We start from the raw sequence: 26,105 nt of genomic DNA on the forward strand, positions 1-26,105 counted from the left end.
AGATCAAGGCGAATAGCGGCGCAGGCGCGCAAACTTGATACAGCAGAGGAGTGAAACATGCGCAATGCAATCATCATCTTCACCACACTGACCCTCGCGGGCTGTATCACCCAATCAACCGACACCTCGCCCGAGGCGGGGGCCTTGGCCTTTCAGCAAGACTGCGCCAGTTGTCACGGCTCGGACGCCCGTGGCGAAGGTGATTTCGGGCGCACGCTGATCCGTGTGCCACCGGACCTCACGACCCTGACACAGCGGTACGGCGGCGCGTTTCCGCGTGATTTCGTGATGTCCACCATTGATGGCTACACCCGGGGTGATCACTTTAGCCCTGCCATGCCCGAATTTGGCGCAGGCGACATGGGCGCCACCGTGATCGTCGAACAAGACGGGATTGGCACGCCGGTGCCTGCAAGGTTGCTGGCACTGGCCAACTACCTTGAAAGCATCCAGCGATAGGAGGGTAAGATGCGACACCAGATATTTGCGATTTGCGCAGGCCTGGCCTTGGCGACACCCGGGATCGCCCAGGATGCGACCCAGGGGCAGGGCGTTTACTTGCAATACTGCGCCACCTGTCACGCGGTGGACGCGACCGGCAATGGTCCGATGGCCCCCGCGCTGGTTGTGCAACCGCCCGACCTGACAACGCTCGCGGAACAAAACGGCGGTGTTTTCCCGACCACCCGCGTGGTCTGGCGGATTGACGGGCGCGACCCGCTGGTCGCCCACGGATCGCCGATGCCGGTCTACGGCGACTTTTTCCAGGGCGACGATACGCCGCTCAAGGCGCCATCGGGCCAGCCGATCATGACCAGCCGGGTGATTGCCGATCTGGTCGCCTATCTCGAAGGGATTCAGCAGTGAGCGGACACCACATCACCGATTACGCGATCCTGAGCAACGAGGATTCCCGTGTTTTGGAAAAGAAGGTCGCGGCCGCCATCCATGACGGATGGCAGCCTTTCGGCTCGCTTGGCGTCATCCCGCGCGGTGACGGGTTTGCCGCGATTTTTGCCCAGCCGATGGTGAAATATACCGATCACTTCGGCTAGGGTCGTCGCGGTTATTTGACCTTTTTGCCGGCAATCGTGGTGCCGTCCTTGCCGCCACTATTGGCCGTGGCCAGCACTTTGGGTTGTTCTTTTTTCGGTTTCTTGGTCTCGCGGTTGCCGCGGTTCTTTTCCTTGGACATGGGGTGTCCCTTTCTCACAACGGTTCCCGAACGGCGGTTGCCCATCGGGTCGATGCTCAGGGGGGCAGGGTTGCCTGACGGATCAGGGCGATGCAGCCGATGAGGCAGCGGCCGCGCGGATGTTGGCGCGGCCTGCATGAGGAATGTGCGCCTTTGTGCGGTGTCTTTCAAGAGGGAGGATTGCGCGGACGCTTCACCCCATCCCCCTTGCCAAATCAAAGATTTGGCAGCGCCCGAACCGCCCCCACGGGGCGGGCGCTCACGCCCACCCCTCGGTTCGGGCGCAGAGAGTATCCAGTTTTGTGGTGCTAATAGCCAGCGATAAGCTATTTGAATTGTGGCATTAACAAAGGGGAGTCGACTGGTATTCAGATCACGAATCGCAGATAAATTGCAAATGAATTTGAATAGAGCCTCGAGGTAAGCCTGATCTCGTGCCCGCGTTTCGTGGGCTGAATGTTTCTCCTTTTTGAGGACTCAAAATGGCTTGTACGGTATTCATAGATGAAAGTGGCGATACGGGTTTCACCAAGATCCGAAACAATAGTGCCGGTGGATCAAGTCCATACATGGCAATGAGTGCAGTAGTATTGCAGCCGGCAAGTCAAATTGCAGCGCGACAATTGCTGGATGAACTACAAGAAGAGTTCGGAAAAACAAAGAAGTGGCGACACGCCACTGACCTAAACCATAACCAGCGCGTTTATTTCTGCAAGAAGGCTTCGGAGTTAAATGTTCGTTTTTTCGGGGTGATATCCTATAAACCAACCATGCGCGAATACGCTTCGAAGATCGAATGGTCCCCTCACAAGTTCTACAACAAATGCGCGAAGTATCTACTTGAATTAGTGGGGCGATACCTCGCAAACGTGGACGAGAGCTTGACTGAACCACGAATTGTCTTTGAGGAGCGCAATCATGACTATGATGCGATGATCCGATACATCGCAAAGGTCAAAGATAACCCGATCTATCCGCAATCAAATTCGCTGGCTGCGATAAACCCATTTTCGATAACGCGGAAAAACAAAGATGAGGAAGACCTCCTTCGATTGGCTGATCTTGTTTCGCACGCACTTTACTCCTGCGTAAACAAAACGCCTGACAATTTTGGGATTGTCGAGACTCGATACCTACGGGAGTTATCTTCGAAATTTGCAGCTGATAGTAGCGGTCGCGTGCTTGGCAGCGGTATTAAGTGCATTCATAAGTTGGAGGAGTTGTCTCTGGATGACGAGACCAATGAATTTCTCAAGAAAATGCGTGCAATGCCTCCGCCACGAAAGCGCCACTAAACATCCAACTCCTCAACAAACCGCGCATTCTCTTGAATATACTGGAACCGCAGTTCCGGCTTTTTGCCCATCAGCCGTTCCACCAGATCGCTGGTTTCGCCCGGCTCGTCCTCGTCGATCGACACGCGGATGAGCTTGCGCGAGGCAGGGTCCATCGTGGTTTCTTTCAGGTCTTTCGCGTCCATTTCGCCCAAGCCCTTGAAACGCTGCACGTCGATCTTGCCCTTGCCGCCCAGACCAGCCTCCATCAGCGCGTCTTTTTCGGCGTCATTGGCCACGTAAATCCGTTTCGCCCCTTGGGTGAGGCGGTAAAGCGGCGGGCAGGCCAGATAAAGGTGCCCGTTGTCGATCAGCGGGCGCATCTGGGTGAAAAAGAACGTCATCAGCAGGGCGGCGATATGCGCCCCGTCCACGTCCGCATCGGTCATGATGATGATCTTGTCATAGCGCAGGTCATCAAGGTTGAATTTGGTGCCCATGCCGACGCCCAAGGCTTCGCACAGGTCGCTGATTTCCTGATTGGTCGTCAGTTTGCCGCTGGCCGCACCCAGCACGTTCAGGATTTTTCCCTTGAGCGGGAGCAGCGCCTGCGTGTTGCGATCGCGCGCGCCCTTGCCGGACCCGCCCGCGCTATCCCCCTCGACGATGAACAGTTCGGTCCCTTCGCGGGTTTTGGACGTGCAGTCGGTCAGCTTGCCGGGTAGGCGTAGTTTCTTGGTCGCCGATTTGCGCGCGGTTTCCTTTTCCTGACGGCGGCGCAGCCGTTCCTCGGCCCGCAGCACCAGAAAATCAAGGATCGCACCCGCGGATTTCGTATCCGCCGCCAGCCAGTTGTCAAAGTGGTCGCGCACGGAATTTTCGACCAGCCGCTGCGCTTCGGTCGTGGCCAAGCGGTCCTTGGTCTGGCCGACAAATTCCGGCTCGCGGATAAAGCAGCTGACCAGCGCGCAGCCGCCGGTGATCAGGTCATCACGGGTGATGTCCTTGGCCTTGCGGTTGTTGACCAACTCGCCGTAAGCCTTGACGCCTTTCAGGATCGCCGCCCAGAAACCGGCCTCGTGGGTGCCGCCTTCTGCGGTGGGGACGGTGTTGCAATAGGACTGGATGAACCCGTCGCGCGAAGGGGTCCAGTTGATCGCCCATTCGACCTTGCCCGGCACGTTGAACTTGTCCTGAAAATCGACAGTCCCCGCAAAGGGTTTTTCCGAATAGGTCGTCGCCGCGCCCAGTGTTTCGCCCAGATAATCGGCCAAGCCCCCGGGAAAGTGAAACGTGGCCTCCATCGGCGTGTCGCCGTCCGCAATCGCCGATTTCCAGCGGATTTCGACGCCGGAAAACAGATAGGCCTTGGAGCGGATGGATTTCAGCAGCCGCGCGGGCTTGAAGCGATGTGCGCCGAAAATCTGCTCATCCGCGTGGAATGTGACCGTGGTGCCGCGCCGGTTGGGGGCGGTGCCGACCTGTTCAACCGGGCCCAGCGGGATGCCGCGCGAAAACCGCTGTTCATAGATCACCTTGTTGCGCGCCACCTGCACGACCATCGAATCCGATAGCGCGTTCACAACCGACGCCCCGACCCCGTGCAAACCGCCCGATGTCTGATAGGCTTTGCCGGAAAACTTCCCGCCCGCGTGCAGGGTGCACAAGATCACCTCGAGCGCGGATTTATCGGGAAATTTCGGGTGCGGATCAATCGGGATGCCACGGCCGTTGTCGCTGATCTTGACGGAATAATCGGCAAGCAGTTCGACCTCGATCCGCGTGGCGTGGCCGGCCACGGCCTCGTCCATCGAGTTATCCAGAACCTCGGCCACAAGATGGTGCAGCGCGCGTTCGTCCGTGCCGCCGATATACATGCCGGGGCGTTTACGGACGGGTTCCAGCCCTTCCAGCACCTCGATGGATGAGGCGTCATAATCGGTCGGTTCGTGTCCCGCCAAAAGGTCGTTGGCCATGTGTGTGCTCGCTCGCGTTTCTTGATTGTGCGCCAGTATGGCAGAGGGTTGGACGGTGTGAAAGCACCCATGCCCGAAATTACGCGCGCCGCCCCCTCGCCACGCCGCGCCGATCTGCTAGGCTGTGGGCAAACAATGAAAGGACACCGTCATGCGTATCTTTTTCACCGGCGGCAGCGGCAAGGCTGGCAAACACGCGGTCGCCTATTTGCGCAACCTTGGGCACCGTGTGACCAACATTGATCTGGCGGCTGATCCAGCGCCGGGGGGCGATACCTTGAATGTCGATCTGACTGACGCGGGGCAGGTGCTCAACGCCATGTCGGCCTATGCGGATTTCGATGAACTTGATGCAAAGGGTGGCAAGCCCGCCTATGACGCCGTGGTGCATTTTGCCGCCATCCCCTGCATCATGATGCGTCCCGACAACGAGACATTCCGCATCAACACCATGTCCACCTATCACGTGATTGACGCAGCAGTGCGGCTGGGGATCGGCAAGGTTATTTTTGCCAGCTCCGAAACCACATACGGCATCTGTTTCGCCCACGGAGAGAAGAAGCCCGACTACATTCCGGTGGACGAAGACCACCCCACCGTGCCCCACGACAGCTATGCCATGTCCAAGGTGGCAAACGAGGTCTGCGCGCGCAGTTTTCAGGCGCGCAGCGGTATCGATATCTATGGATTGCGCATTAACAACGTCATTGAACCGCATGAATACGCTGAAAATTTCCCCGCGTTTATGGCTGATCCGGCGACCCGGCGGCGCAATATCTTTGCCTATATTGACGCGCGTGATCTGGGGCAGATGGTGGACTGTTGCCTGAAAACGGACGGGCTGGGATACGAGGTTTTCAACGTTAGCAACGATGATATGTCGGTCGGTTTGACTTCGGATCAGGTCATTGCCCAGTTTTACCAAGGCGTGCCGCAAAAACGCGACATGGGACCGAACGAGACCTTTTATGCCAATGACAAGGCCAAGCGCCTGGTCGGGTTCAAGCCCCGTCATTCATGGCGTGACGTGCTGAAAGGCTAGGGTATGTTCGCGACCTTTGATCTGGCGGCGTTCGAGGGCGCACGTGGTGGCGAGCGCGCCAAACTGGCCGCCGCGATTGATCGCATCTGCCGCGAGACCGGCTTTCTGGTGCTGACCGGACATGGCGTGCCGCAGGTCGTGATTGATGCTGTCTGGCAGGCCACGCGGGCGTTCTTTGCCCAGAATCCAGAGGCGAAACAACAGGTCGCCGCACCCTATGCGGGCTATCCCTACGGCTACCTTGGCCCCAACACCGAAAGCCTGGCGAAATCCAGGGGCGAAGAGACGCCGCCCGACCTGAAGGAAAGCTTTAACGGCGGGCCGCTGACCGTGCCGGACGGGGTTAGCGACCGCGACGCCCATGCCTTTTGCTATCAGCCAACCCTTTGGCCCGATATGGTGGGGTTTCGCCCCGCATGGGAGGTCTATTATACCGCGATGGAAGATCTCGCCGCGCGTATCATGGTGGGTTTTGCCGCAGCACTTGATCTGCCCGAAGATCACTTTGCCCCCTATATCGACGCGCCCATTTCCGCCCTGCGCGCACTGAATTATCCTGCGACGCAGAATGTGCCGCTCGCAGGCCAGCACCGCGCAGGGGCGCATACGGATTACGGGTCTTTGACGATCCTGCTGCCGCAACCCGGATCGCGCGGCCTGCAAATCTTTTTGCCCGAACAGGACTGGATCGACGTGCCCGCCCCCGAAGGCGCGTTCGTGATCAACATCGGTGATCTGATGGCGCGCTGGACCAGTGATCGTTGGGTCAGCACCCTGCACCGTGTCGTCGCCCGGCCGGACCAGCCGGCGCGCCAGTCGCTTGCGTTCTTTCACCAGCCCAACTGGGACGTGGTGATTGCGCCGCTGGACGGGTCCGACAGCTATCCGCCCGTCAAATCTGGCCCCTATCTGATGGAAAAATTCCGCGCGGCGGGCACCTAGAAAGGACATGATATGGCTGCAACATCCGGCATGAACCACCTTGGGCTAACGGTCGCGGACCTTGACGCCAGCACGGCGTTTTTCGCGCAGGCGCTGGGCTGGGAGGTTCTGGCGCGCGACGACACCTATCCGCGCACAACTGTGAGCGATGGGGCGATGCGGCTGACCCTGTGGCAGGCCCACCCGGAACCGGAAATCGTAGCATTCGCGCGGCGCACCAACGTCGGGCTTCACCATCTGGCAATGACGGTCGAGAGCGAGGCGCGATTGAATGACCTGGCGCAAACCCTGCGTGACTATCCGGGCGTCACCATCGAATTCATGCCCGAACTCGTCGGGCAGGGACCGCGCCGGCACATGATATTTACCGACCCCGGCGGGCTGCGGCTTGAATTGATCTGGGACGGTGCGGATTAGGCCGCGGCAATTGACAGCAGCAGGTCGTTCAGCGGCCATAGCTGCGTGAAAGCGGCGCGCAAATCGCTGTTCACTGCGCCCATGCGGGGCAAGTTGCCGGACATCACGAAGCCCTTGTATTTCAGCAATTCGCCCTGCGGATGGTCCGCCGCGAAGGCCGGTGGCACCCGTTTGAGATCGGGCGCGCGCGGGGCATACCCGTGGGCGGCGACGCCCGCGATGATCCCGGCCACGCGCGCGCCGTCCAGATCAACAAACTTGCGCCAATCCTCAAGCACGGGTTTGTCAAAGCCCATCATCCCCGCGCCTACGGTCACATACTCAGGTGCAATGCCAAAGAAAAATACCGGATCCTGACGGCCACCGCCAGCCACGCTCCACATCATATGCAGGTGGGTGTTGTAGGGGGTCTTGTCCTTGGAAAAGCGCACATCGCGGTGCGGGCGGAACAGTTTTGGCGTGATCGCTTCGCCGGTGATTTCCGCAAGCGGCGCGCACATCTCGTCAAGCAAAGCCAGCGCGGGCACCTTCAGTTTGGTGTCGTATCCGTCTTTGTGTTCCTGCCACCAGTCGCGATTATTGTTTCTCGACAGCGCGGCGAAAAAGCTGCGCGCATCGGCGATCAGGCTGGCATAAGGGTCTGACATGGGGGCACCTTTGGGTTATGGACCTGCCCCAGCTTTGGCCCTAAGCATGGCTGATGCAAGCCCCTGTCCACACACAACCAGCGCAAACTTATCGCGCGCATGTCACGCGGCTGTTGGCCCTTGGCTTGCCACTTGTGGGCGCGAGCGTGGCAGGTTTTTCGATCCATATGACCGACACGATCATGCTGGGCTGGTATGATGTGACAGCGCTGGCGGCGGCCACGATCGCCACCTCGATCTGGTTCGTGATCTTCATCGTCGGTGCGGGTTTTGGGTATGCGGTCGTGCCGCTGGCCGCCGCCGCCGCCGAGGAAGGCGACGAGGTGCGCGCCCGGCGGATCACCCGCATGGCCCTCTGGCTTAGCGCGGCATATGGTGTGCTGGCGGTCGGGCTGTTGTGGTGGGCCGAGGAAATCATGTTGGCCATCGGCCAAACGCCGGTCGTGGCCGTTGAATCCGAAAAATATCTGCGCATTGCCGTCTTCGGGATGTTTCCGGCGCTGGCCGCGCAGGTGCTGCGCTCGTTTCTGGGGGCGTTGCATCTGACGGCGGTGCAGCTTTGGATTACGCTGGTGGCCCTGGTTTGCAACGCGGTGGTGAACTATGCGCTGATTTTTGGTAATCTGGGCGCGCCGGAACTGGGAATACGCGGGGCGGCGATTGCCTCGGTGATCATCCAGGTGGTGCAACTCGTAGCATTGATCGCCTATGTGCAGTGGAAACGCCCCGATTACAGCCTGTTCCAACGCATCTGGAAAAGCGACTGGGAGGCCTTGCGCGAGGTGTTCGCGCTTGGCCTGCCCATCGGCATCACTTCATTGGCCGAAAGCGGCTTGTTCACCGGCAGCGCGATCATGATGGGCTGGATCGGCGAAATCGAACTGGCCGCCCACGGTATCGCCCTGCAACTGACCGCGTTCATGTTCATGTTTCATGTGGGCATGTCGCAGGCCGCGACGATCCGTGCTGGCGGACATTACGGGCGGCGCGATGAACAGGCCCTGCGCATGGGTGCGATATCGGCTTTTGCGGTTTCGACGGTGTTTGGTGTGATCGTGGTGGCACTGTTCCTGCTGATCCCAGGCACATTGGTGTCACTGTTCATTGACCCGAGCGAACCGCAGCGTGATGCCTTGCTGGGTCTTGGGGTGACGCTGGTGATGCTGGCGGCCCTGTTCCAGTTCGTCGATAGCGCGCAGATTGTCGCGCTGTCGCTGCTGCGCGGGGTGCAGGACACAGCCGTGCCCATGTGGCTGGCTGGTGTCAGCTATTGGGTGATTGGCATGCCCGTCAGCTATCTGTTGGCCTTTACGCTGGATTTCGGCCCGAACGGGCTTTGGCTAGGGCTGACGGTGGGGCTTGGCTGTGCCGCGTTGTTGCTGGGCTGGCGGTTTTGGGTGCGTTCGGTCCATATCAGGTAGGGTGCGCTGCGCGTCAGACCAGAAACCGAGAATAAAGCAGCACGCCCCAGGGCAACAATTGCGCCTCGATCCGGGGCCAAAGGCTGCGCGCCTGCGTCGGCGACAGCCCTGCGGTTTTGTATATCTCGGCCAAGGATTGCCGCCCGTTGATCTGCGCGATCAGGGGGGCGGTGTCAGGCGGCAGGGTGATCTGGACGCGTTCCCGTTCAACGGTCAGGGCGGGTGCGCGCCCCTGCGCAATCGCCTCGGCCAGTTTCGCTGCCGGAACGCCATGCAGATGCGGGATGCGCGTATCGGGGTCGGGCATGGGCGCGGATTGACCGCTGGCGCGCGCATAGCCCACATGGGTCTTGATCGTGCCGCGTAATTTTTCGGCCACAGCCATACTGCTGGCCGTGGCCATGCCATCGGGGACGGGCGCAAGCCGCGCCAGATCATAAAGCCCCGCAAGCGCAAAACCGGCCAGTTCCCAGCCCGTTTCATCAAGGATATCGAGGAGGGCAGGCACATCAAAGGCCCGGTCCTGACTGTGCAGCAGCAGGTCGTAAAACTCCGCATCACCAATCGTGTGATCACCCAGATTGGGGTTGCATTTGAACGGATGGCCTGCGGGCAGGGCGGCAAGAACGGATTTCGCCGCCGCCACCCGCTGATGTGCGGGCATATCGGCGAACAACGTGCCAAAGGCCTCTTGCAATGGATAGACGCCCGAGCGTCCGTAAGGCGCATAGACCATGAACCCCATACCGCCATGCGGGGCGAGGGCAGCGCGCAATGCGGTAAAACCCGCGGCGGGGTCGGGCAGGTGGTGCAGCACGCCGCAACAGTCGATATAGTCAAAAGGGCCGTAGTGGCCCGCGTCCAACAGGCTGCCGGTGTGAAAGGTGATATTGCGCAGGCCACGCACCTTGGCGCGGGCCTCGGCCACGGCGCGCGCGGCGGTCGACAGGTCGATGTAGGTGATTTCGGCCGGGCGTTTTGCACTGGCCATCATCTGCGCCAACTGGATCAGCCCGTCACCGGTGCCGCCACCCGCCACCAGCACGCGCAAAGGCTGCGACCAGTCGCGCGCACCGCCCCAGAGGCAGTGATCCATCTCGAGCGGGTGGCTGGGCGAGCCGGTGATCAGGCGCTTGGCCTCCTCCGCAGGATCGCGGGCAGGATAGGGGAAGGCTTCGTATTGGTCGCGAACGTCTGAAATGGCGGGCCTCGCTTGGATGGTGTCGCGGTCAGGATTTATCCAGCAACCGGTCCGCCTTTTTTCGCACAAGAACCGAACGCAGGTCGTGCATCGCCAGCAGCAGGGCATCGGTCACGTCTTCAAGCTGTTCGTCGCTGGCCTTGGATTGCACCCATTGCGTCGTGATATTGAGGTAATCGACCGCGCGGTGGATATCGTCGATGTCGCGCTGGGCCAAAAGGGCGCTGCGCTGCGCCATCCAATCCTCGATACGGGCGATATCGGCCTTGGACAGTTCGCGGTCGCCATGCGGTTTCACTTCGCCGTTTTTGATGTTGATAACGGCGATCTGGTCCATCTCGATCCGGCGCTGGCGGTTTTCAGTGTCCACGCGAAACACCGCCGCCCCGTTTTCGCGCACACGGAAGTAGTAGTCTGGTAGGTCTGCCGACATGATTATTCCTTACGTCAGCCCCGCACAAAAGGCCTGAATCCTTGTGCAGGCCTCTTTCAGCGCCTCGTCAGAGGTAGCGTAGCTGACACGGAAGTTTGGGGAAAGACCAAAGGCGGCGCCAAATACCACCGCCACGCCTGTGTCATCCAGCAGGGCTGTGGCGAATACTTCGTCGTCGTCGATCACCACGCCGCTGGGGGTGGTCTTGCCGATGCAGCCGGTGATGTCGGGATAGACATAGAAGGCGCCCTGGGGACGCGGGCAGACGATTCCTTCGGCAGCGTTCAGCATCTGCACCACCAAATCGCGGCGACGCACGAACATCTCGTTATTGGGGGCGATGAAATCCTGCGTGCCGTTCAGCGCCTCGACGGCGGCCCACTGGCTGATCGTGCAGGGGTTCGAGGTGGACTGCGATTGCACCTTGCGGATCGCGGCGATCAGCGGCTTTGGCCCCGCACCATAGCCGATCCGCCAGCCTGTCATCGCATAGGCCTTGCTGACGCCGTTCATGGTCAGCGTGCGGTCAATCAACTGTGGTTCGACCTGCGCAGGCGTGCAGAATGCGAAATCCCCATAGGCCAGGTGCTCATACATGTCATCGGTCAGCACCCAGACATGCGGGTGGCGCAGCAACACATCCGTCAGCGCCTTTAGTTCATCCCATGAATAGCCCGCCCCTGTTGGGTTAGAGGGTGAGTTGAACAGGAACCACTTGGTTTTTGGTGTGATCGCCGCCTCAAGCTGGGCAGCGGTGATCTTGAAATCCGTATCAAGCGTGGCCGCGATAAACACAGGTTCACCGCCCGCCAAAAGCACCATATCGGGGTAGCTGACCCAATAGGGGGCGGGGATAATCACCTCATCGCCCGGATTCAGCGTGGCCATGAAGGTGTTATAGAGAACCTGCTTGCCGCCCGTGCCGACCGTGACCTGATCGGGCGTGTAGGTCAGCGCGTTGTCGCGCTTGAATTTGGCACAGATCGCCCGTTTCAGCTCGGGGATGCCATCAACGGCGGTGTATTTCGTGTGGCCCGCCTTGATCGCGGCGATGCCAGCGGCCTTGATATTGTCGGGCGTGTCAAAATCCGGCTCGCCCGCGCCAAGGCCGATGACATCACGCCCCGCCGCCTTGAGCTCCTGCGCCTTGGTCGTCACGGCGATGGTTGGCGATGGTTTGACGCGATCAAGTGTCGCGGAAAGAAAAGACATGGTCGGCCTCATGTGGAATCCTTGGGACGCTTGTGTCATATGGTGCGCAACCGACCCGATCAAGCAGCAAGGAGCGCGCGATGGACGACGTCATGGAAAACACAGACGACGCAGGCTGGTTCAGCGAAGAAACCGCAACCTTTGGTGATCGTGTCGCGGGCGCGCGCGAAAGCACGGGGCTGACCCAAAAGGCTTTGGCCAAGAAACTGGGCATCAAGCTGAGCACGCTGCGCAACTGGGAAGAAGACCTCAACGAGCCGCGCGCAAACAAGTTGCAGATGCTGTCGGGCGTGTTGGGCGTGTCGATGTCGTGGTTGTTGACGGGCAATGGCACCGGGCCGGATGCACCGATGGACGCGGGCGAAGCACAAGCCGATATCGCCGGCATTCTGGCTGAAATGCGTGGCTTGCGCACCCAGATGATCCAAAGCGCCGAACGCCTTGGTCAGCTTGAAAAACGCCTGCGCACGGCCCTGCGCGAACCCGCATGAGCGAAACTGCCGAACATCGCGTGAAACGGTTACGGATGCGGTCAATGCGGCGCGGGATCAAGGAAATGGACCTGATCCTGACCGCCTTTGCCGACGCGGAACTGGCCGATTTGGACATCGGCGAGATTGATCTATATGATCGGCTTTTGAGTGAAAATGATCACGATCTTTACCAATGGGTGTCCGGGCAGGTGCAAACACCGGCGCCCTACGGCCCATTGATCACGCGGATAGCGGCGCGTGCGCAGGGAATCGTAAAGCCCTAGCCGCATTTTGGGCAAATTTCTGTCACCGTTTAACGGGTTGTTGGGGTTTATGCCCCAGACATATCCCGACAATCTTGACGGAGTAAGACGCATGAGCCTTCATTCTGACGTGGCCGCACCGACCCAACCGGCGATCGATGCCGGATTCATGACCAGCTATCTGGAATCGCTGACACTGGTTGAACGCCTCCACCGCCTTTTGCTTGACGTGATCAAGGACGAATTTGAGCGGGTCGGCGTGATCGAAATCAACGCCGTCCAGGCCTTGCTACTATTCAACGTCGGAGATCACGAGGTTACGGCGGGCGAGCTCAAGTCGCGCGGCTACTATCAGGGTAGCAACGTCAGCTATAACCTGAAAAAGCTGGTGGAAATGGGCTTTATGCACCATCAGCGCTGCGAAATTGACCGCCGTTCGGTCCGTGTGCGCCTGACGGAAAAGGGGCGACGTATCCGTGATGTGGTCGCGCGCCTGTTTGCAGGTCATGCCGAAGGGCTGCAAGGGCGCGGCGTGCTGGATATGGCGGGGATCGAGGATATCACGACATCCCTGCGCCGGGTTGAACGCTACTGGACTGATCAGATCCGCTATATCTACTAGGGGGACAGGCTGCCAATCGCAACACTGGCCAATTCGCGCAGCAGCTTGCGTGTCATCGCAGCTTCGTAGTCCTCAAACCCCAGCGCCGTTTCCACAAAAGCGTCGGGGCCGCGCACCACATAGCTTTGATAATAGGCCGATAATTCGCCGATTTGCAGATCAAAGCCAGGGTTGTTGTGGCCAATGACCAACCCGTTGATCGTGATACCGGCCGGGAACCGGTGGTCGGAAATATCTTGCGGGCGGGTGCCTGTATTGGCCTTGCCATCGCCCGAGATATCCAGCGTGCGCTTCCAGCAGGCGGGTTGCTGATCAAGCAGACCCAACCCTGTCAGGATTGCTGGACCAAGGGCCGTTGTGGGCTGTGCGGGGCGGCGCGTCGTTGCCGCCAAGGCGCTGATCACGCCAATCAATGCTGCCTCATCGGTGATTTCGCGCCAGGGCACGATCAAATACTGGTCGCGCGGCCCGCTCCATTCAAAGATGGCGATGCGCACCGGCGCGCTGGAAGGTGCAAGCAATACCTCGCGCACGGGCGCACTGTTGAGGGCCGCCGCCAGCCCATCCAGTTGCAGGCGATATTCCCGCTGATCCACCGACCCCGATACATCAAGACCAAGGGCCAGCGCCTGGCGGCAGTGCGATTGCGCCAGTGCCGGGCTCGCAAGAAGGCACAACATGACAAGCAGGCGGATCATCCGGCTGGTCCTGTCCTTGGGGCTTGCACAGGCCGCGCGCCAATGACGCGCACACTTAATTCGCGCAAAAGCTTGCGTTGCATCGCATTTTCGTAGTCTGCAAAACCACGGGCCGTTTCAACAAAAGCCAATCGTCCGCGTATGACTTCGCGCTGATAAAAGGCCAACAGCGCCGCGTCATCCCTGCCGTCAAGCACCACAAGCCCGTTGACCGTGACGCCCTGAAACGGGAAATACGCGTAGGCCAGGGCAGGGGCGAAGCCGTCATTGCTGATCCCGTCACCAGCAATATCAATGACCTGCGCATCGCACACCGGGGCCTGTTCCAGCAGGGTTGCGCCATACCCCAACGCATAGCCCATCGCTGTGGGGTAGTCGTCTTGACTGCGCTGCGTGCTGGAAATCGCCAGGGCCGCATCTGTCAAATCCTCGGGCGCATTGATCATGGTCCAGTCCAGCAGCAGCGCCTGATTATACCGCCCGCTCCATTCAAAGGCGGCAAGGGCGACAGGTGAATTCGTGGCAAAAAATGCCGCCATAACCTCGGGCGCGACAAGGGCGGCGGCCAGGCCACCCCGTTGCAAGGCGTCCTCGGATGGGTCCACGGACGACGACACGTCGATCGCCAAAAGTAACGCCAGGCGACATTCGGCCGCCGCGCCCGTCGCCGCCAAAGCCGATACAGCAGCGGCATATATGCCGCCCGCCTTTACCAAGTTCCGGTGTTTTCCATGCTGGCCCAGGGTTCGCGCGCGGGCAGGGCATCACCGGCCTGCAACAGTTCGATCGAAATATTGTCGGGGCTGCGCACAAAGGCCATATGCCCGTCACGGGGCGGGCGGTTGATCGTCACGCCGTTGTCCATCAGAAGCTGGCAGGTGGCGTAAATGTCGTCCACGGCATAGGCCAGATGGCCGAAATGGCGACTGTCGCTTGGCAACCCGTCATCGCCATCCCAGTTGTGAGTGAGTTCGATCGGGCAATCCTCTTGCCCTTCTGGTGCCATGAAAATAAGGGAAAACCGCCCGCCTTCGTTGTCGTGGCGGCGCGTTTCCTTTAGCCCCAGTAGCGCATAAAACGCCATCGACGCCTCAAGGTCTTTGACGCGCACCATTGTGTGTAGATATTTCAGGCCCATGCTGTGCTCCTCGCTTTGCTTCGCCAAATGCTAGCACAGCACCGCGCGATGACCAGCCTTAGAACGTTGAGCGAAAGCCGAACCGGATCGAAAACGCCGAGCGGTCAAAGCGGCTGACGTTGCTGTCACTGCGCTGCGCGCCAAGGGTGACGACAGGGGCGAACCCGGCATAATCGAAATCCACAAAGGCAAATTCGGCCGAGGCAAATTGCGTCACATCCTGCCGCCCGCCGGGCACGGGCAGGATGATCGCGTAATCAGGATAATCGGTCACGCTCGCGCCCAGTGTGAACACCATCTCGGCGGGTCCGATCTGTTCGCCGGGCACATAGGTCAGCTGCAGGCTTGTGGCCGTATTGCGCAGGTTGCCGCTGTCGCTTTGCGTGTCGCGAAGTTCGACCGTGCCGGCAATTTGTGCGCCACCGTCCAACTGATAGGCCAGCCCCGCGTTCAGCGTCTGAACCACGTCACCGATCTGTCCGCTATTGCCCTGCCAGCGCTGTTCAAGCGCGATGCCCGCCGATCCGGTCCACTGCGCGGCGATAGGGACGTTGCCCGCAAATGACAGGCGCGCAAATGGGGTGCTAAGATCGCCGCCGGACCAATTCGCGCCGATGTCGAAATCGGCCATCACGATGGCATCGCCCCGCGCGCGTTTATGGCCGACGCCGACCTCGAAAAACGTCGTGGCAAAATCGCCGTTTTCGCTGTCCGGGGCCAGGGCGCGCGCCGCGTCCGACAGGAAAACCTGACGACTATAGAACCGGCCCGCGATTTCCGTGCGCGCCTGCGACGTTTCTGCCAGACGGTAACTTAACCGCACATCCGCCGTTGCGGTTACGCCAGACAGGGCGCGCGCATCGCCGCTGAGCACGCCAACGAACGGCAGGCCGTCAATGACGTTATAAATGTCGTTGCTGCCCCCGTTCACATTGCTTGAGGGAGAAAACGATAGCTGGATATCCGTGCGCCACGGGTTCAGGCTGCGCAGCCCGGCGTAGTCTTGTTGGGTTTGTGCAAGTGCGGCGGGACTGGGGGCCACGGTGGCGGCGCGGCGCAGCCAGATTTGTGACAGTGTCAGGCGGTCTTCATTTGCGGCGGCAAGGGCCGCAAGGCGGGCCGCCTCGTATTTCTGCCCATCCGTTGTGGCAAGCCGCCATGCGCGTGCGCCCGCCATGCGGCCTTGATCGGGGCGGCCAAGGCGAGGTTCGACAGCGGCCAGCACGATCAGTGCCGCGCGGTCATTGGGGTCCGCTTGTAGCAGAGCAGCGGCCAATTCGCGCGCCAGTTCAAAGTTGCCCGACAGTGCGGCCTGTTGCGCGGCGGCGCGCGCTTCGTCAAGACTCAGCGCGACAGTGGTTTGGGCCTGACCGCTCGCAGCCAGCCCAAAGCAGAAAGCCAGAGCGCAGAGGAAGCGTTTAGTTGACGCCAGCACAGATTGCAGCATCGCCGGGCGTGCCACACTGGGCCAGCACGAAGATCCCGTATTCCTGTTCATTCTCGACACCCGTAATGAAATCACCGTCAAGAAGAACGCCGCCACCGACCGAGGTGGCCCCCGTGCCACCAAAGACACCGGCATAATTGCCGACACCCGTTTGATCGCCAAGTTCGACCGATCCCTCAAATGTGCCATCGGCGGCGATATCGCCCGGGATCAGGAATACATCGGGGATCGCTGTTCCATATTCCGTCAATTCACGGTTGGTGATCGCCCCGTTGATCGTGTTGTCGGTAAAATCGGCGTTGATAAAGACATCGCCCGTGACGCGGGTGGGTTGCGATGGCAGGATTGCGGGGTCGGTGCCCGCGGGCACCGGCAACAATTCGGCACCCGGTGCGTTGATATTGCTGAGGCCCGCATAGGTGCCAGCATAGCTGACAAGACCGGTATCCGCGCTGTAGGTCCCGACCTGCGTGACGCTTGTACCGCCAAAGAATTTCGTGAACTGGCCGCCGTCCATCACAACTGCGGCCTGCATTGCAGCATCCGGGCTTTCGGCGACAATCGCGACGAACATCCGGTCAAGCGGGTCGTCTTGATAGGTATAGGCCTGATAGCCCGGGACGTTCAGCGCTGGATTACGGTTGTAAACCGCGTCAATCGTCCCTTGGTCAAGCGAGGTGATCTGCACCGAGATTGTCGGAGCGCCTGCGACAAAGGTAACGGACGCCACATTGCCCTGCACCTTTTCGGGGACACCGCTGTCACTGACGACGGGCGGTTCGATAGGCGTTTCCGTCACGCCAAACGTAAACGGATTCCCATCGCCACATGCTGCCAGCAGCCCCAACAACAGGCTGAATGAAATTGCTTTGCGCATCGACTGCCCCTCATCACGATTTTGACGCAGAGTCGGGGGATCGCTGTTGAAAGTCAACGCGCGGTTGCCCCGAGTGCGCAAAAAAGAGCGAAGCGGCGCGGCGATGTCACAATCTGCGCAGGGTTCGCGCTTTTCACCGCCGCCGTTCGCCGCTAGGTTTTGCCCAAACGCACCTTGGGGGATACCACATTGCATCAATATCACGCGGCCCTGCGGCAGGTTCTTGAGACCGGCGTGACATCAAGCGACCGCACCGGCACTGGCACGATTTCGGCCTTTGGCCTGCAAAGCCGCTATCCGCTGGCCGATGGTTTTCCGCTGGTAACGACGAAAAAGCTGCACCTGCGCTCGATCATCCATGAACTGCTGTGGTTCCTGTCGGGCGATACCAATATCGGTTATTTGAAAGACAACGGCGTGTCGATCTGGGATGAATGGGCCGATGAAAATGGCGATCTTGGCCCCGTCTATGGCCACCAGTGGCGCCATTGGCCTGGCCGCAAGGGCGAGATCGACCAGATCGCAACCCTGCTGGACCAGATCGAAAACACCCCCGACAGCCGTCGTATGATCGTCTCGGCGTGGAATCCGGCGGATGTGCCTGACATGGCGCTGCCGCCCTGCCATACCCTATGGCAAGTGCGGATCGCCGGCGGCAAACTGCATTTGCAGCTTTATCAACGCTCGGCCGATATGTTTCTTGGCGTGCCGTTCAACATCGCATCCTATGCGTTGCTGCAACATATGCTGGCCCATGTGACGGGCTACGCGGTGGGCGATTTCGTGCATACGATGGGCGACGCGCATATTTATTCCAACCACATGGAACAGGTGCGGACACAACTGTCGCGTAGCCCCAAACCACTGCCGCAATTGCGGATTTCCCGCAAGGTGACCTCGCTGTTTGATTTCAAATACGAGGACTTCGAGATTAGCGGCTATGACCCCGATCCCGCAATTCGCGCGCCGGTGGCCGTATGATTTCGCTGATCGTGGCGCGCGCGCGCAATGGCGCGATTGGCAAGGATAACGATATCCCCTGGCATGCCCCCGAGGATCTGGCGTTTTTCCAACGCGAGACCACGGGCGGGGCCATCATCATGGGGCGCAATACATGGGATAGCCTGCCACCGTTCAAGCCATTGAAAGGGCGGCTCAATATCGTCGTGACCTCGCGCGAAACCGGTGCGCCGCATCAGGTTACCAGCGTTTCCGACGCCATCGCGCTGGCCTATGCGCAGGGGTATCGGCGCCTCTATGGTATCGGCGGGGCAGGGATTTACCGTGACATGCTGGGGCTGGCGGACCGTCTGCTGATCACCGAAGTGGACCTTGAGATTGCCGATGCGGATGCGTTTTTCCCCGACATCGACGCGCGCAACTGGCGCGAACTCGGCCGCCAACCGCTGCGCGCCGCTGATCCGGCTTGCGAGGCCGTGGAACTGCTGCGCCGCTAGGTTGGGACACCGCGCCGCAGCCCCCCCTCATCCGCGCCCGACTCTGTGGTTGGCAACTGCGCATGAGAAATGAGCCAACATCTGACAGGTCAAATCCGCTGTTCCGGCTCATACCGTGACAAGTGCGTGCAAATCTTGGGAAAAACCGCTTTAGACGACTTTGATGTCACCAGCCATCTTGCGGCCATCGCGCCCGTCGACCAATTCAAATTCAACCGCCTGATCGTCGGCAAGATTGGTCAAACCTGATGCCTCGACGGCGGAAATATGCACGAAGATATCTGCCCCGCCATCATCGGGTGCGATGAAGCCGAAACCCTTGGCAGTGTTGAACCATTTTACGGTGCCTTTAGGCATGTCCTTCTCCTTTGTCGGGCCGCGATGCGGCGTTGCGGCACAATTGGGCCCGCGACAAAGGCGGATATTCCGTTGGCCTTTCATGAAATCCTAGCGTGATTTTGAAAAAGGCAAATGACAAATTACCGTGAGGTTGGCAGTCTGCACGAAACCGCCGACTACGATGAAAGGCCCGCTTATGCGCATCTTTGCCCTGAAATCCTGCGACACCTGCCGCAAGGCAATTGCCGCGATCCGCGCGGCGGGTCATGACCCGCAGGTGATTGATGTGCGCGCCGACGGTGTATCTGACGAGGACCGCGCGGCAATTCTCAAAGCCTTTGGCCACAAGGCGATCAACCGCGCGTCAACCACATGGCGCGGCCTGTCAGACGCTGAAAAAGAAAGTGATCCCAATGATTTACTTGCGCAGCATCCGACCCTGATGAAACGCCCTGTGATCGACCACGCGGGTCAGCTTTATCTGGGCTGGAAGGGGGATGTGCAGGCGGCCATCCTTGGATAGTCGCGGGAAAGCCCCTATGTGGGACGGGCAACTTGATCGGAGACAACAATGCGTAACGCCGCCCTCACCCTTGGGATCATCGCCGGGATCATCGGTATTTTCGTCGGCCTGTTCGGCTATGGCTACGCTGAACTGACCAGCAACAAACCCGAGGTGGGCGAGGTGTTCGGCAGTTTTGACAACCCCGGCTTCATCCGGTTCGCAAGTTTCATGGCCCCTTTGCTGGCCATCGCGGGTGGGGCAATGGCCAAGATGCGCGCGCTGTGGGGCGGCGGGTTATTGTTGATCGCGGCCGCGCTGTTTTACGCGGCGTTCGGGTTCAATGCAGGCACGATGTTCCCGATCGGCTTTGCGGCTTTGGGCGGTATCCTGGCCATCGCCGCGGGCAAACCGGATGAACCTAAAGCGCACTTTTGAACAGGCGATCCAGTGACAGTGGCCCGGCCCCTTTGAACACCAGCACCAAAAGCGCAAGCACCCAGAACGCACGCTGATCCAGAACCACGCCGTCTGGCAGGCGGTCAAACCACGCGCCAACGGTTTCGATGTATTCAATGCCGCCGTGTCCATAAAGGTCCGTCAGGCTTTGCACGACGACAAAGCCAATCATACCCAATGCCGCGGGGCGGGTCAGCAGGCCCAGCAGGATCAGCAGCGGCAAGATGAATTCGGCCCATGTGCCGGCAACGACAACGGCCCAGTGAAACACGCCCAGTTCGCTGGTGCTATAACCTGCGGCCTCCATCGCGCGCGGGAAGATTTGCACGTATCCGCCCGAGGACGGCGACAGAAATCCAAAGAAACCGTCCCCCAGTTTGGTGACGGCCGCGCGCCAGAAATAAAGCAAGGTGACCGCGCTAAAGACCAGCCGTGCAAGGGTGGGCAGGACCACAGGCGCGGCGCGGTCAAGCATGGCAAGGAGTGCAGCGTAACGGGTGATGAATGCGGACATGGGCGGGCCTTTCAGGGCTTGATTTCGGTAATGGCGCGCTGCCGCAACAGCAGCCCGAGTATTGCGGTCAGATCGAGGGTTTCACCCGCTTCGTCGGCGGCCCCCGCGAGGGTCGCATCGGCCTTGAGCGCGACGATAAAGCGCGCGGCGGCTGGGGGTATCACATGCATCTGCGGGTCCAGATCGGGGCGGGTGATCAGCACGGTTTCCGCCCCTTTCGTGGGCGCAGCCCCGGCCATATTGGCGCGCCAAAGTCCGTGAATCGGGTAGGGCGAGGCCACAAGGCGCAGGGCGGGCGCAAGGGCAAAGCGCAGATCGCCCAGGTTCTCGGGCGGGTATTGCGCCAGCGCGTCAGCTGCGATCGGTGCGGTGTCCGGCGCATGGTAGGCATGGCGCAGCGCCAGTTCCAGATGCGCCACATCGGGCAGATATGGCAGGCTGGCGGCGGGGGTGAACCCGGCCAGAAACGCGGGCATATCGGCGCCATAGAACATCATCAGCGGCGACGCGGGCGGATGCGCACGCAGGTAAACCCCAGACATGGCACGGAAAAATTCGTTCCCGACCAGTTTGCGAATGACCGGAAAGGCAGCCTCGAGGGCCTCTGTCAAACTGACGGCGACATTATTGCGATAGACATCGAACCGTTTCGTGGTCCTGCGTCCCTGCCCGTCGGCCAGCCCGTCAGGGGCGGGCATGGCGGGATCAAGCACCGCTTGTCGAAACGCGGTTTGGTTGACCGTCATGCCAGCACCAGCGCTTGCGCCGCGCGCTGTGCCTCGGCGGCCAGCACCGGCCAGTCAGGCACATCCGTGTCCCATTCGATCAGCACCGGGCGGGGCCCGGATTTGGCCAGGGTATAGTCCAGAAGCGCCCAGACCGGGTCCACCACTTCGCGCCCGTGGCTGTCGATCAACAGCGGCGCGCCATGTTCGTCTTCGTCCTCGTCATGGCCGCCAAGGTGGATTTCACCGACCGCCGACAGGGGGTAGTCGTCGATATATCCCTGGGGCGCGTAACCAAGGTTGGTGGCCGATACAAAGACGTTGTTCACGTCCAGCAATAGCCCGCATCCGGTGCGATGCGTAACCTCGCGCAGAAAATCGGTTTCCGTCATCTCGGATTCGACAAACGCAAGGTAGGAGGACGGGTTTTCCAGCAGCATCTGCCGTCCCAGCACATCCTGCACGCGGTCGATATGATCAGCGACGCGCGCCACGGTGGCACCCGTGTAGGGCAGCGGAAGCAGGTCGTTCAGGAACTGGCTGTCATGGGTGGACCATGCCAGATGCTCGGAAAAACTGGCCGGATCAAGCCAGTCACACAGGGTTTTCAGACGGGCAAGGTGGTCCGGATCAAGCGGCCCTTCGCCACCAATCGACAGACCGACACCATGCACGGATATCGGGAATTTTTCAGACAGGGCGCGCAGTTGCGCCAAGGGGCGCCCACCGCCACCCATGTAGTTTTCGGCGTGGATTTCCAGCCAGCCCACCGGCGCGGGATCGTCCATCACGGCCGCAAAATGCTGCGGTTTGTAACCGACGCCGGGCAGGGCGGGCAGCGTGTTTTGTAGGGCGTCGAACATGGTGGGCCTTTCGAAATCGGGGCGCAGGGCGGGTTTGCACCCACCCTGCATTCGTGTGCTTACGCGGGCAGATCGCGATCCAGTTCAACGAGCGAGCCTTGGCGTGCGGGCTCGTCGCCCATCGCTTCGATCATCGTGGTTTCGCAGGTGCCGGCGGGGACCAGCGAGAATGCGTTGCCCTGATAATCGATGGTGGATGTGCCGGCGCATGTGGTGCCGGGGCCAGCCTTGCAATCGTTTTCGCCAGCCAGTGCAATGCCAAAGCATTTCTCTTCTTCGGCGGCACTTGCGGTGGTGGCCAGCCCGGCCACAGCCGTTGCAACAGAGGCAGCAATCGCGAGGGTTTTGTAAGTGTTGGACATGAGGTTTTCCTAAAGGTTGGTTTCGAACAGATGCCAGCGGGTGATCCGTTTGGCTGCCTGAAGCGTAGAGAGAGAAGGACGGGCCCGGCCACTCACAGGGCCGTGCATCGCGGGCGCGTGACCGTCCGTTATGGATTTTGCAGGTGCAGAAAACCCCTAAGCCCTTGAACGCAAAGACCCGCCCGGATTGCAGCGGGCGGGTCTGTTACAGGTTCCAGTGCTGGAATGTTACAAAAGGTCGGGTGCGGTGGCCTCGATTTTCAGTTGTGCGACGATTTCGTCCAGACTTGTAACATTTGACTGCTTCTCGCCAAGACGGCGCACCGACACTGTGCGGTCCTCGACCTCGCGCTGGCCGATGGCCAAAATCACCGGCACTTTGCCAAGGCTGTGTTCGCGCACCTTGTAGTTGATCTTTTCGTTGCGGGTATCGGCCTCGGCGCGCACGCCTGCGGCTTGCAGCGCGGCGACGATCTCGTTGGCATAGTCATCGGCGTCCGACACGATGGTGGTGACGACAACCTGACGCGGCGCGATCCAGAACGGCAGTTTACCCGCGTGGCTTTCGATCAGGATACCGATGAAACGCTCGAAACTTCCCAGCGTTGCGCGGTGCAGCATGACGGGGCGGTGTTTGGCGCCGTCCTCGCCGATATAATTCGCATCAAGGCGTTCAGGCAGCACGAAATCCACCTGATGGGTGCCGCACTGCCAATCGCGGCCAATCGCATCCGTCAGCACGAACTCAAGCTTGGGACCATAAAACGCGCCTTCGCCGGGATTCATTTCCGGTTCGATCCCGGCGGCGCGGGTGGCGTTCAAAAGGGCGGCTTCGGCCTTGTCCCAGACGTCATCGCTGCCGGATCGCTTTTCGGGGCGGTCGGAAAACTTTACGCGGAAGTTCTCAAAGCCAAGGTCTTTGTAAACCTGGCTGAGAAACTCAATATAGATCGCGGTTTCGCTTTCGATCTGATCCTCGCGGCAAAAGATATGCCCGTCATCTTGGGTAAAGCCGCGCACGCGCATAATGCCGTGCAACGCGCCCGAGGGTTCGTAACGGTTGCACGATCCAAATTCTGCCATGCGCAGGGGCAGGTCGCGGTAGGATTTCAGACCTTGATTGAAAATCTGAACGTGGCAGGGGCAGTTCATCGGTTTCAGCGCATTCACGGTTTTCTCGCGTGCGTGGTCTTCGTCCACTTCGACGATGAACATGTGCTCCTGATATTTTCCCCAGTGGCCCGAGGCCTCCCACAACCGGCGGTCAACGACCTGTGGCGTGTTGACCTCGACGTAGCCGTGTTTGGTCTGCATCCGGCGCATGTAATCCTGAAGCGTCGTATAGATGCGCCAGCCGTTGGGGTGCCAGAAAATCTGGCCCGGCGCTTCTTCTTGCATGTGAAACAGGTCCATCTCGCGGCCCAACTTGCGGTGATCGCGCAGGGCGGCCTGTTCCAGCATGTGCAGGTGCGCCTTCAGGCCTTCCTTGTTCAGGAACGCCACGCCATAGATACGTTGCAGCATCGCGCGGTCGCTGTCACCGCGCCAATAGGCACCGGCGATCGACATCAGTTTGAACGCATCCGCGGGCACCTGACCGGTATTTTGCAAATGCGGGCCACGGCACAAATCCTGCCAGTGGCCATGCCAATACATCCGCAGCGGTTCATCGCCCGGAATCGCGTTGATCAGCTCGACCTTGTAGGGTTCGTTCCCCGCCTCGTAGAACTTGATTGCACGCGCGCGGTCCCAGACTTCGGTTGTCACGGGGTCGCGCTTGTTGATGATCTCTTTCATCTTTTTCTCGATCAGGCCCAGATCTTCGGGCGTGAAAGGTTCAGCGCGGTCAAAGTCGTAATACCAGCCGTTTTCGATCACCGGCCCGATGGTCACTTTGGTGTCGGGCCAGATTTCCTGCACGGCGCGGGCCATGATATGGGCCAGGTCGTGGCGCACCAGCTCAAGGGCCGCCGCATCGTCCTTCATGGTGTTGATGGCGATGCTGGCATCGCTGTCGATGGGCCACTGCAAGTCCCAGTGTTTGCCATTCACGGTGGCGCTGATCGCCTTTTTGCCAAGTGACGTGGCGATGGCATTGGCCACCTCGGCAGGTGTGACACCTGCGTCGAAATCGCGTGAATTGCCGTCGGGAAATGTAAGGGAAATCTGGCTCATCTGGCCTGCTCCTCGTCGTTTTGGCGCCTACTGAACGCCCGGTTGCGGGTTATGTGGGGTCTAGATGGCGCTTGGCTAAACCGGTGTCAAGCATGGCCTGACGCCGGTTCGGCTGTTTTGACGGCCCGTGGCGCGGCAAACAGGATCAAAAAGATGCCGCAAGGATCATCGGACCGGGGGCGCGGATGGTATCCGCTACATCTGTTCCATCAGGTAGGCACCGCCAAAGTGGGCAGGTTTGCCGGTTTCCAGCCATGTCTTGAGGCCCGCAATGCTGCGCACCCAGCCGTCACCGGTGCCGTCGGATGGATCGTTGGTCAGGTCTTCATGCAGCACGGTCAGGCAGCAAAAGTCGCCTTCGACCGCGATTTCATAGGTGATCCGTGATGGGGGATCGTCGGGCGCCCATGTCGGCTCGAACGAGGTCACCAGCTTGGTCTTGGGCACCACCTCAAGGTCGCGGGCATGCAGCGTCACCGTGCCATCGGGCATCATATAGGTGACGTTGTCACCCTCCCGCTTCGCCCTTTGTTCAAGGAAATCATAGTGCTGGAATGCATCCGCATCCCTCAGCGCGTCCCAAAGCGCATCCTGCGTGCAGCGGATATAAGTCTGCATCATGAATTTTGGTTTCTCGGTCATTGTTGTCCCTCCTGTTGTAATCACATCGCCGCCTTCAGGGCGTTGCCGGTTTCAAGGTATGTCTTGAGGCTTACCGCCAGACGCGCCCAGCCTTCGGCAAAGCCGTCCTGACCCGGTGCCATGTCGTAATGTTGGATGGTCAGTTTGCAGGTCTCGCCCTGTTCGTCGATCAGATAGACCATGTGTGAAGGCGGTGCCGCGGGCCCCATGAAAAGCGGTTCAAACGTCATGGCAATACGCGATTTCGGGTCCAGCTCCGTCGTGACCTGCCGCAGCATCGCATCGCCATTGGGCTGGATAAACGCCGTCGCCGCGCCCACCGCCGCGTTGCCCTGCACCACGTTGCCAGCAAAGTGATAACGCGCCATTTCATCGGCTTGGGTTAACGCGCGCCACAAGGCATCCAGCGTGCAGCGGATAAATATCTGCATCATGAAATCGGGTTTTCCGGTTTTGCCCTCTCTTTCTAGTTTGGTTTTCAGCTCGCTGAGCGCGCGGGCCTGGGGCTGCAAAAACGGCGCGACCCAGCGATCCATCAGCGCCTGCATCGGCAAAGCATTGAGGTAATGATACTTGAACCGCCCCACCTTGCGGGTGCCGATCAAATCGGCGCTTTCCAGCACCCGCAGGTGTTTCATGACGCCAAAGCGGGTCAGGGTCAGCTTCGCCTCGAGGTCGGACAGGCTTTGCCCGTCCTGCTCGCGCAACGTGTCAAGGATTGCGCGGCGGGTGGGATCGTTGAGGGCTTTGAAGATCTGGTCCATAGGTTACATTAGGTAACCAATACGT

34 protein-coding genes are annotated in these 26,105 nt (G+C 60.1%); 15 read left to right on the top strand and 19 right to left on the bottom strand.

What is annotated here, in order from left to right:
* The first annotated feature begins 57 nt into the window (after positions 1-57).
* From FTO60_RS04625 to FTO60_RS04635, 3 genes are read left to right on the top strand one after another with little or no spacing between them, the layout of a single operon-like run.
* Positions 58-459 carry a cytochrome c gene (locus FTO60_RS04625; protein ID WP_148054871.1) on the top strand — a complete coding sequence of 134 codons (402 nt, stop codon included), beginning with the start codon at positions 58-60 and terminating at the stop codon, positions 457-459.
* Positions 460-468: 9 nt separating this feature from the next.
* Positions 469-867, top strand: a complete 399-nt coding sequence (locus FTO60_RS04630) for a c-type cytochrome (protein ID WP_148054872.1) — start codon at positions 469-471, stop codon at positions 865-867.
* A complete protein-coding gene (locus FTO60_RS04635; protein WP_172623804.1) occupies positions 864-1,055 on the top strand; it encodes a DUF1737 domain-containing protein in 192 nt (63 codons plus the stop codon). Before FTO60_RS04630 ends, FTO60_RS04635 begins: the two co-directional genes overlap by 4 nt.
* A gap of 11 nt (positions 1,056-1,066) precedes the next feature.
* Here FTO60_RS04635 and FTO60_RS17960 read toward each other — a convergent pair whose 3' ends face one another.
* Positions 1,067-1,195, bottom strand: coding sequence for a hypothetical protein (locus FTO60_RS17960; RefSeq protein WP_302849704.1), 129 nt, complete (start codon positions 1,193-1,195; stop codon positions 1,067-1,069).
* Between the two features lie 482 nt (positions 1,196-1,677).
* On the opposite strand from FTO60_RS17960, the gene FTO60_RS04640 reads away from it, so the two are divergent.
* On the top strand, positions 1,678-2,490 hold the full coding sequence (locus FTO60_RS04640; RefSeq protein ID WP_148054874.1) for a DUF3800 domain-containing protein: 813 nt from the start codon (positions 1,678-1,680) through the stop codon (positions 2,488-2,490).
* Here FTO60_RS04640 and parE read toward each other — a convergent pair.
* A complete protein-coding gene (gene parE / locus FTO60_RS04645) occupies positions 2,487-4,445 on the bottom strand; it encodes a DNA topoisomerase IV subunit B (RefSeq protein ID WP_148054875.1) in 1,959 nt (652 codons plus the stop codon). The two genes, FTO60_RS04640 and parE, sit on opposite strands and share 4 nt — an antisense overlap.
* Positions 4,446-4,596: 151 nt before the next feature.
* Between parE and FTO60_RS04650 the strand changes: the two genes are divergently transcribed.
* Genes FTO60_RS04650 through FTO60_RS04660 form a run of 3 tightly spaced genes read left to right on the top strand, consistent with a single transcriptional unit; the run spans position 4,597 to position 6,846 of the window.
* Positions 4,597-5,487 carry an NAD(P)-dependent oxidoreductase gene (locus tag FTO60_RS04650; protein ID WP_148054876.1) on the top strand — a complete coding sequence of 297 codons (891 nt, stop codon included), beginning with the start codon at positions 4,597-4,599 and terminating at the stop codon, positions 5,485-5,487.
* Between the two features lie 3 nt (positions 5,488-5,490).
* Entirely contained in the window at positions 5,491-6,429 is a 939-nt protein-coding gene (locus tag FTO60_RS04655; RefSeq protein WP_148054877.1) for an isopenicillin N synthase family oxygenase, read from the top strand.
* 12 nt (positions 6,430-6,441) lie between these two features.
* Positions 6,442-6,846, top strand: a complete 405-nt coding sequence (locus FTO60_RS04660) for a VOC family protein (RefSeq protein ID WP_148054878.1) — start codon at positions 6,442-6,444, stop codon at positions 6,844-6,846.
* Here FTO60_RS04660 and FTO60_RS04665 read toward each other — a convergent pair.
* Complete coding sequence (locus FTO60_RS04665) at positions 6,843-7,493, bottom strand: DUF2461 domain-containing protein (RefSeq protein WP_148054879.1); 651 nt, start codon at positions 7,491-7,493, stop codon at positions 6,843-6,845. The genes FTO60_RS04660 and FTO60_RS04665 overlap by 4 nt on opposite strands.
* A 53-nt stretch (positions 7,494-7,546) precedes the next feature.
* Here FTO60_RS04665 and FTO60_RS04670 point away from each other — a divergent pair, with 53 nt between their 5' ends.
* Positions 7,547-8,914, top strand: a complete 1,368-nt coding sequence (locus FTO60_RS04670) for an MATE family efflux transporter (protein ID WP_148054880.1) — start codon at positions 7,547-7,549, stop codon at positions 8,912-8,914.
* A 13-nt stretch (positions 8,915-8,927) separates the two neighbouring features.
* Here the strand turns inward: FTO60_RS04670 and FTO60_RS04675 are convergent, their stop codons facing one another.
* The 3 genes from FTO60_RS04675 to FTO60_RS04685 are packed head-to-tail and all read right to left on the bottom strand — an operon-like array spanning position 8,928 to position 11,760.
* Positions 8,928-10,184, bottom strand: coding sequence for a class I SAM-dependent methyltransferase (locus tag FTO60_RS04675; protein WP_368074261.1), 1,257 nt, complete (start codon positions 10,182-10,184; stop codon positions 8,928-8,930).
* Complete coding sequence (locus FTO60_RS04680) at positions 10,144-10,548, bottom strand: hypothetical protein (RefSeq protein WP_148054881.1); 405 nt, start codon at positions 10,546-10,548, stop codon at positions 10,144-10,146. The genes FTO60_RS04675 and FTO60_RS04680 overlap by 41 nt, the downstream gene beginning before the upstream one ends.
* Before the next feature lie 9 nt (positions 10,549-10,557).
* Positions 10,558-11,760 carry a pyridoxal phosphate-dependent aminotransferase gene (locus FTO60_RS04685; protein ID WP_148054882.1) on the bottom strand — a complete coding sequence of 401 codons (1,203 nt, stop codon included), beginning with the start codon at positions 11,758-11,760 and terminating at the stop codon, positions 10,558-10,560.
* Positions 11,761-11,840: 80 nt separating this feature from the next.
* Between FTO60_RS04685 and FTO60_RS04690 the strand changes: the two genes are divergently transcribed.
* The 3 genes from FTO60_RS04690 (at position 11,841) to FTO60_RS04700 (ending at position 13,118) form a co-directional block, all read left to right on the top strand.
* A complete protein-coding gene (locus FTO60_RS04690; protein WP_254696885.1) occupies positions 11,841-12,251 on the top strand; it encodes a helix-turn-helix transcriptional regulator in 411 nt (136 codons plus the stop codon).
* Entirely contained in the window at positions 12,248-12,517 is a 270-nt protein-coding gene (locus tag FTO60_RS04695) for a succinate dehydrogenase assembly factor 2 (RefSeq protein WP_148054883.1), read from the top strand. Before FTO60_RS04690 ends, FTO60_RS04695 begins: the two co-directional genes overlap by 4 nt.
* Positions 12,518-12,608: 91 nt before the next feature.
* Positions 12,609-13,118, top strand: a complete 510-nt coding sequence (locus FTO60_RS04700; protein WP_148054884.1) for a MarR family winged helix-turn-helix transcriptional regulator — start codon at positions 12,609-12,611, stop codon at positions 13,116-13,118.
* Here FTO60_RS04700 and FTO60_RS04705 read toward each other — a convergent pair.
* Genes FTO60_RS04705 through FTO60_RS04730 form a run of 5 tightly spaced genes read right to left on the bottom strand, consistent with a single transcriptional unit; the run spans position 13,115 to position 17,278 of the window.
* The gene (locus FTO60_RS04705; protein WP_148054885.1) at positions 13,115-13,816 is read right to left on the bottom strand and encodes a DUF1194 domain-containing protein; all 702 of its coding nucleotides are present in this window, start codon (positions 13,814-13,816) and stop codon (positions 13,115-13,117) included. The genes FTO60_RS04700 and FTO60_RS04705 overlap by 4 nt on opposite strands.
* On the bottom strand, positions 13,813-14,532 hold the full coding sequence (locus FTO60_RS04710) for a DUF1194 domain-containing protein (protein WP_254696886.1): 720 nt from the start codon (positions 14,530-14,532) through the stop codon (positions 13,813-13,815). Before FTO60_RS04710 ends, FTO60_RS04705 begins: the two co-directional genes overlap by 4 nt.
* Positions 14,526-14,954 carry a VOC family protein gene (locus FTO60_RS04715; RefSeq protein WP_148054887.1) on the bottom strand — a complete coding sequence of 143 codons (429 nt, stop codon included), beginning with the start codon at positions 14,952-14,954 and terminating at the stop codon, positions 14,526-14,528. Before FTO60_RS04715 ends, FTO60_RS04710 begins: the two co-directional genes overlap by 7 nt.
* A gap of 58 nt (positions 14,955-15,012) precedes the next feature.
* Complete coding sequence (locus tag FTO60_RS04720) at positions 15,013-16,416, bottom strand: hypothetical protein (protein ID WP_172623805.1); 1,404 nt, start codon at positions 16,414-16,416, stop codon at positions 15,013-15,015.
* Positions 16,373-17,278 (bottom strand): thymidylate synthase, encoded by a 906-nt coding sequence (locus FTO60_RS04730; RefSeq protein ID WP_148054890.1) that lies wholly within the window; start codon positions 17,276-17,278, stop codon positions 16,373-16,375. The genes FTO60_RS04720 and FTO60_RS04730 overlap by 44 nt, the downstream gene beginning before the upstream one ends.
* 189 nt (positions 17,279-17,467) lie before the next feature.
* Between FTO60_RS04730 and FTO60_RS04735 the strand changes: the two genes are divergently transcribed.
* Entirely contained in the window at positions 17,468-18,259 is a 792-nt protein-coding gene (locus tag FTO60_RS04735; RefSeq protein ID WP_148057047.1) for a thymidylate synthase, read from the top strand.
* Positions 18,256-18,735 carry a dihydrofolate reductase gene (locus FTO60_RS04740; RefSeq protein WP_148054891.1) on the top strand — a complete coding sequence of 160 codons (480 nt, stop codon included), beginning with the start codon at positions 18,256-18,258 and terminating at the stop codon, positions 18,733-18,735. Before FTO60_RS04735 ends, FTO60_RS04740 begins: the two co-directional genes overlap by 4 nt.
* Positions 18,736-18,885: 150 nt before the next feature.
* Here the strand turns inward: FTO60_RS04740 and FTO60_RS04745 are convergent, their stop codons facing one another.
* Positions 18,886-19,092, bottom strand: coding sequence for a cold-shock protein (locus FTO60_RS04745; protein WP_148054892.1), 207 nt, complete (start codon positions 19,090-19,092; stop codon positions 18,886-18,888).
* Positions 19,093-19,255: 163 nt separating this feature from the next.
* Here FTO60_RS04745 and FTO60_RS04750 point away from each other — a divergent pair, with 163 nt between their 5' ends.
* The gene (locus tag FTO60_RS04750; protein WP_368074262.1) at positions 19,256-19,597 is read left to right on the top strand and encodes an arsenate reductase family protein; all 342 of its coding nucleotides are present in this window, start codon (positions 19,256-19,258) and stop codon (positions 19,595-19,597) included.
* Positions 19,598-19,645: 48 nt separating this feature from the next.
* Positions 19,646-20,014 (top strand): hypothetical protein, encoded by a 369-nt coding sequence (locus tag FTO60_RS04755; protein ID WP_148054893.1) that lies wholly within the window; start codon positions 19,646-19,648, stop codon positions 20,012-20,014.
* Here FTO60_RS04755 and FTO60_RS04760 read toward each other — a convergent pair.
* The 7 genes from FTO60_RS04760 to FTO60_RS04790 form a co-directional block, all read right to left on the bottom strand.
* Positions 19,998-20,549, bottom strand: a complete 552-nt coding sequence (locus FTO60_RS04760; protein ID WP_148054894.1) for a DoxX family membrane protein — start codon at positions 20,547-20,549, stop codon at positions 19,998-20,000. The genes FTO60_RS04755 and FTO60_RS04760 overlap by 17 nt on opposite strands.
* Before the next feature lie 11 nt (positions 20,550-20,560).
* A complete protein-coding gene (locus FTO60_RS04765; protein WP_148054895.1) occupies positions 20,561-21,295 on the bottom strand; it encodes a DUF2063 domain-containing protein in 735 nt (244 codons plus the stop codon).
* Positions 21,292-22,137 carry a DUF692 family multinuclear iron-containing protein gene (locus FTO60_RS04770; protein ID WP_148054896.1) on the bottom strand — a complete coding sequence of 282 codons (846 nt, stop codon included), beginning with the start codon at positions 22,135-22,137 and terminating at the stop codon, positions 21,292-21,294. The genes FTO60_RS04765 and FTO60_RS04770 overlap by 4 nt, the downstream gene beginning before the upstream one ends.
* A 59-nt stretch (positions 22,138-22,196) precedes the next feature.
* The gene (locus FTO60_RS04775; protein WP_148054897.1) at positions 22,197-22,499 is read right to left on the bottom strand and encodes a DUF2282 domain-containing protein; all 303 of its coding nucleotides are present in this window, start codon (positions 22,497-22,499) and stop codon (positions 22,197-22,199) included.
* 228 nt (positions 22,500-22,727) lie between these two features.
* Positions 22,728-24,674 carry a threonine--tRNA ligase gene (thrS, locus tag FTO60_RS04780; protein WP_148054898.1) on the bottom strand — a complete coding sequence of 649 codons (1,947 nt, stop codon included), beginning with the start codon at positions 24,672-24,674 and terminating at the stop codon, positions 22,728-22,730.
* Between the two features lie 195 nt (positions 24,675-24,869).
* Positions 24,870-25,316, bottom strand: a complete 447-nt coding sequence (locus tag FTO60_RS04785; RefSeq protein WP_148054899.1) for an SRPBCC domain-containing protein — start codon at positions 25,314-25,316, stop codon at positions 24,870-24,872.
* Between the two features lie 20 nt (positions 25,317-25,336).
* A complete protein-coding gene (locus tag FTO60_RS04790; protein WP_148054900.1) occupies positions 25,337-26,080 on the bottom strand; it encodes a metalloregulator ArsR/SmtB family transcription factor in 744 nt (247 codons plus the stop codon).
* Between the last annotated feature and the right edge of the window lie 25 nt (positions 26,081-26,105).

The sequence above is a fragment of the Octadecabacter sp. SW4 genome (assembly GCF_008065155.1).
Lineage (GTDB): Bacteria > Pseudomonadota > Alphaproteobacteria > Rhodobacterales > Rhodobacteraceae > SW4.

What these genes read in the sequence shown, in the direction of transcription:
- FTO60_RS04665 (WP_148054879.1), bottom strand. Translation starts at nt 7,493, where the DNA reads ATGTCAGACCCTTATGCCAGCCTGATCGCCGATGCGCGCAGCTTTTTC.
- FTO60_RS04750 (WP_368074262.1), top strand. Translation starts at nt 19,256, where the DNA reads ATGAAAGGCCCGCTTATGCGCATCTTTGCCCTGAAATCCTGCGACACC.
- FTO60_RS04790 (WP_148054900.1), bottom strand. Translation starts at nt 26,080, where the DNA reads ATGGACCAGATCTTCAAAGCCCTCAACGATCCCACCCGCCGCGCAATC.
- FTO60_RS04700 (WP_148054884.1), top strand. Translation starts at nt 12,609, where the DNA reads ATGAGCCTTCATTCTGACGTGGCCGCACCGACCCAACCGGCGATCGAT.
- FTO60_RS04660 (WP_148054878.1), top strand. Translation starts at nt 6,442, where the DNA reads ATGGCTGCAACATCCGGCATGAACCACCTTGGGCTAACGGTCGCGGAC.
- FTO60_RS04640 (WP_148054874.1), top strand. Translation starts at nt 1,678, where the DNA reads ATGGCTTGTACGGTATTCATAGATGAAAGTGGCGATACGGGTTTCACC.
- FTO60_RS04760 (WP_148054894.1), bottom strand. Translation starts at nt 20,549, where the DNA reads ATGTCCGCATTCATCACCCGTTACGCTGCACTCCTTGCCATGCTTGAC.
- FTO60_RS04690 (WP_254696885.1), top strand. Translation starts at nt 11,841, where the DNA reads ATGGACGACGTCATGGAAAACACAGACGACGCAGGCTGGTTCAGCGAA.
- FTO60_RS04625 (WP_148054871.1), top strand. Translation starts at nt 58, where the DNA reads ATGCGCAATGCAATCATCATCTTCACCACACTGACCCTCGCGGGCTGT.
- FTO60_RS04755 (WP_148054893.1), top strand. Translation starts at nt 19,646, where the DNA reads ATGCGTAACGCCGCCCTCACCCTTGGGATCATCGCCGGGATCATCGGT.
- thrS (WP_148054898.1), bottom strand. Translation starts at nt 24,674, where the DNA reads ATGAGCCAGATTTCCCTTACATTTCCCGACGGCAATTCACGCGATTTC.
- FTO60_RS17960 (WP_302849704.1), bottom strand. Translation starts at nt 1,195, where the DNA reads ATGTCCAAGGAAAAGAACCGCGGCAACCGCGAGACCAAGAAACCGAAA.
- FTO60_RS04680 (WP_148054881.1), bottom strand. Translation starts at nt 10,548, where the DNA reads ATGTCGGCAGACCTACCAGACTACTACTTCCGTGTGCGCGAAAACGGG.
- FTO60_RS04630 (WP_148054872.1), top strand. Translation starts at nt 469, where the DNA reads ATGCGACACCAGATATTTGCGATTTGCGCAGGCCTGGCCTTGGCGACA.
- FTO60_RS04730 (WP_148054890.1), bottom strand. Translation starts at nt 17,278, where the DNA reads ATGCGCAAAGCAATTTCATTCAGCCTGTTGTTGGGGCTGCTGGCAGCA.
- FTO60_RS04740 (WP_148054891.1), top strand. Translation starts at nt 18,256, where the DNA reads ATGATTTCGCTGATCGTGGCGCGCGCGCGCAATGGCGCGATTGGCAAG.
- FTO60_RS04785 (WP_148054899.1), bottom strand. Translation starts at nt 25,316, where the DNA reads ATGACCGAGAAACCAAAATTCATGATGCAGACTTATATCCGCTGCACG.
- parE (WP_148054875.1), bottom strand. Translation starts at nt 4,445, where the DNA reads ATGGCCAACGACCTTTTGGCGGGACACGAACCGACCGATTATGACGCC.
- FTO60_RS04770 (WP_148054896.1), bottom strand. Translation starts at nt 22,137, where the DNA reads ATGTTCGACGCCCTACAAAACACGCTGCCCGCCCTGCCCGGCGTCGGT.
- FTO60_RS04685 (WP_148054882.1), bottom strand. Translation starts at nt 11,760, where the DNA reads ATGTCTTTTCTTTCCGCGACACTTGATCGCGTCAAACCATCGCCAACC.
- FTO60_RS04655 (WP_148054877.1), top strand. Translation starts at nt 5,491, where the DNA reads ATGTTCGCGACCTTTGATCTGGCGGCGTTCGAGGGCGCACGTGGTGGC.
- FTO60_RS04775 (WP_148054897.1), bottom strand. Translation starts at nt 22,499, where the DNA reads ATGTCCAACACTTACAAAACCCTCGCGATTGCTGCCTCTGTTGCAACG.
- FTO60_RS04695 (WP_148054883.1), top strand. Translation starts at nt 12,248, where the DNA reads ATGAGCGAAACTGCCGAACATCGCGTGAAACGGTTACGGATGCGGTCA.
- FTO60_RS04765 (WP_148054895.1), bottom strand. Translation starts at nt 21,295, where the DNA reads ATGACGGTCAACCAAACCGCGTTTCGACAAGCGGTGCTTGATCCCGCC.
- FTO60_RS04745 (WP_148054892.1), bottom strand. Translation starts at nt 19,092, where the DNA reads ATGCCTAAAGGCACCGTAAAATGGTTCAACACTGCCAAGGGTTTCGGC.
- FTO60_RS04705 (WP_148054885.1), bottom strand. Translation starts at nt 13,816, where the DNA reads ATGATCCGCCTGCTTGTCATGTTGTGCCTTCTTGCGAGCCCGGCACTG.
- FTO60_RS04670 (WP_148054880.1), top strand. Translation starts at nt 7,547, where the DNA reads ATGCAAGCCCCTGTCCACACACAACCAGCGCAAACTTATCGCGCGCAT.
- FTO60_RS04715 (WP_148054887.1), bottom strand. Translation starts at nt 14,954, where the DNA reads ATGGGCCTGAAATATCTACACACAATGGTGCGCGTCAAAGACCTTGAG.
- FTO60_RS04650 (WP_148054876.1), top strand. Translation starts at nt 4,597, where the DNA reads ATGCGTATCTTTTTCACCGGCGGCAGCGGCAAGGCTGGCAAACACGCG.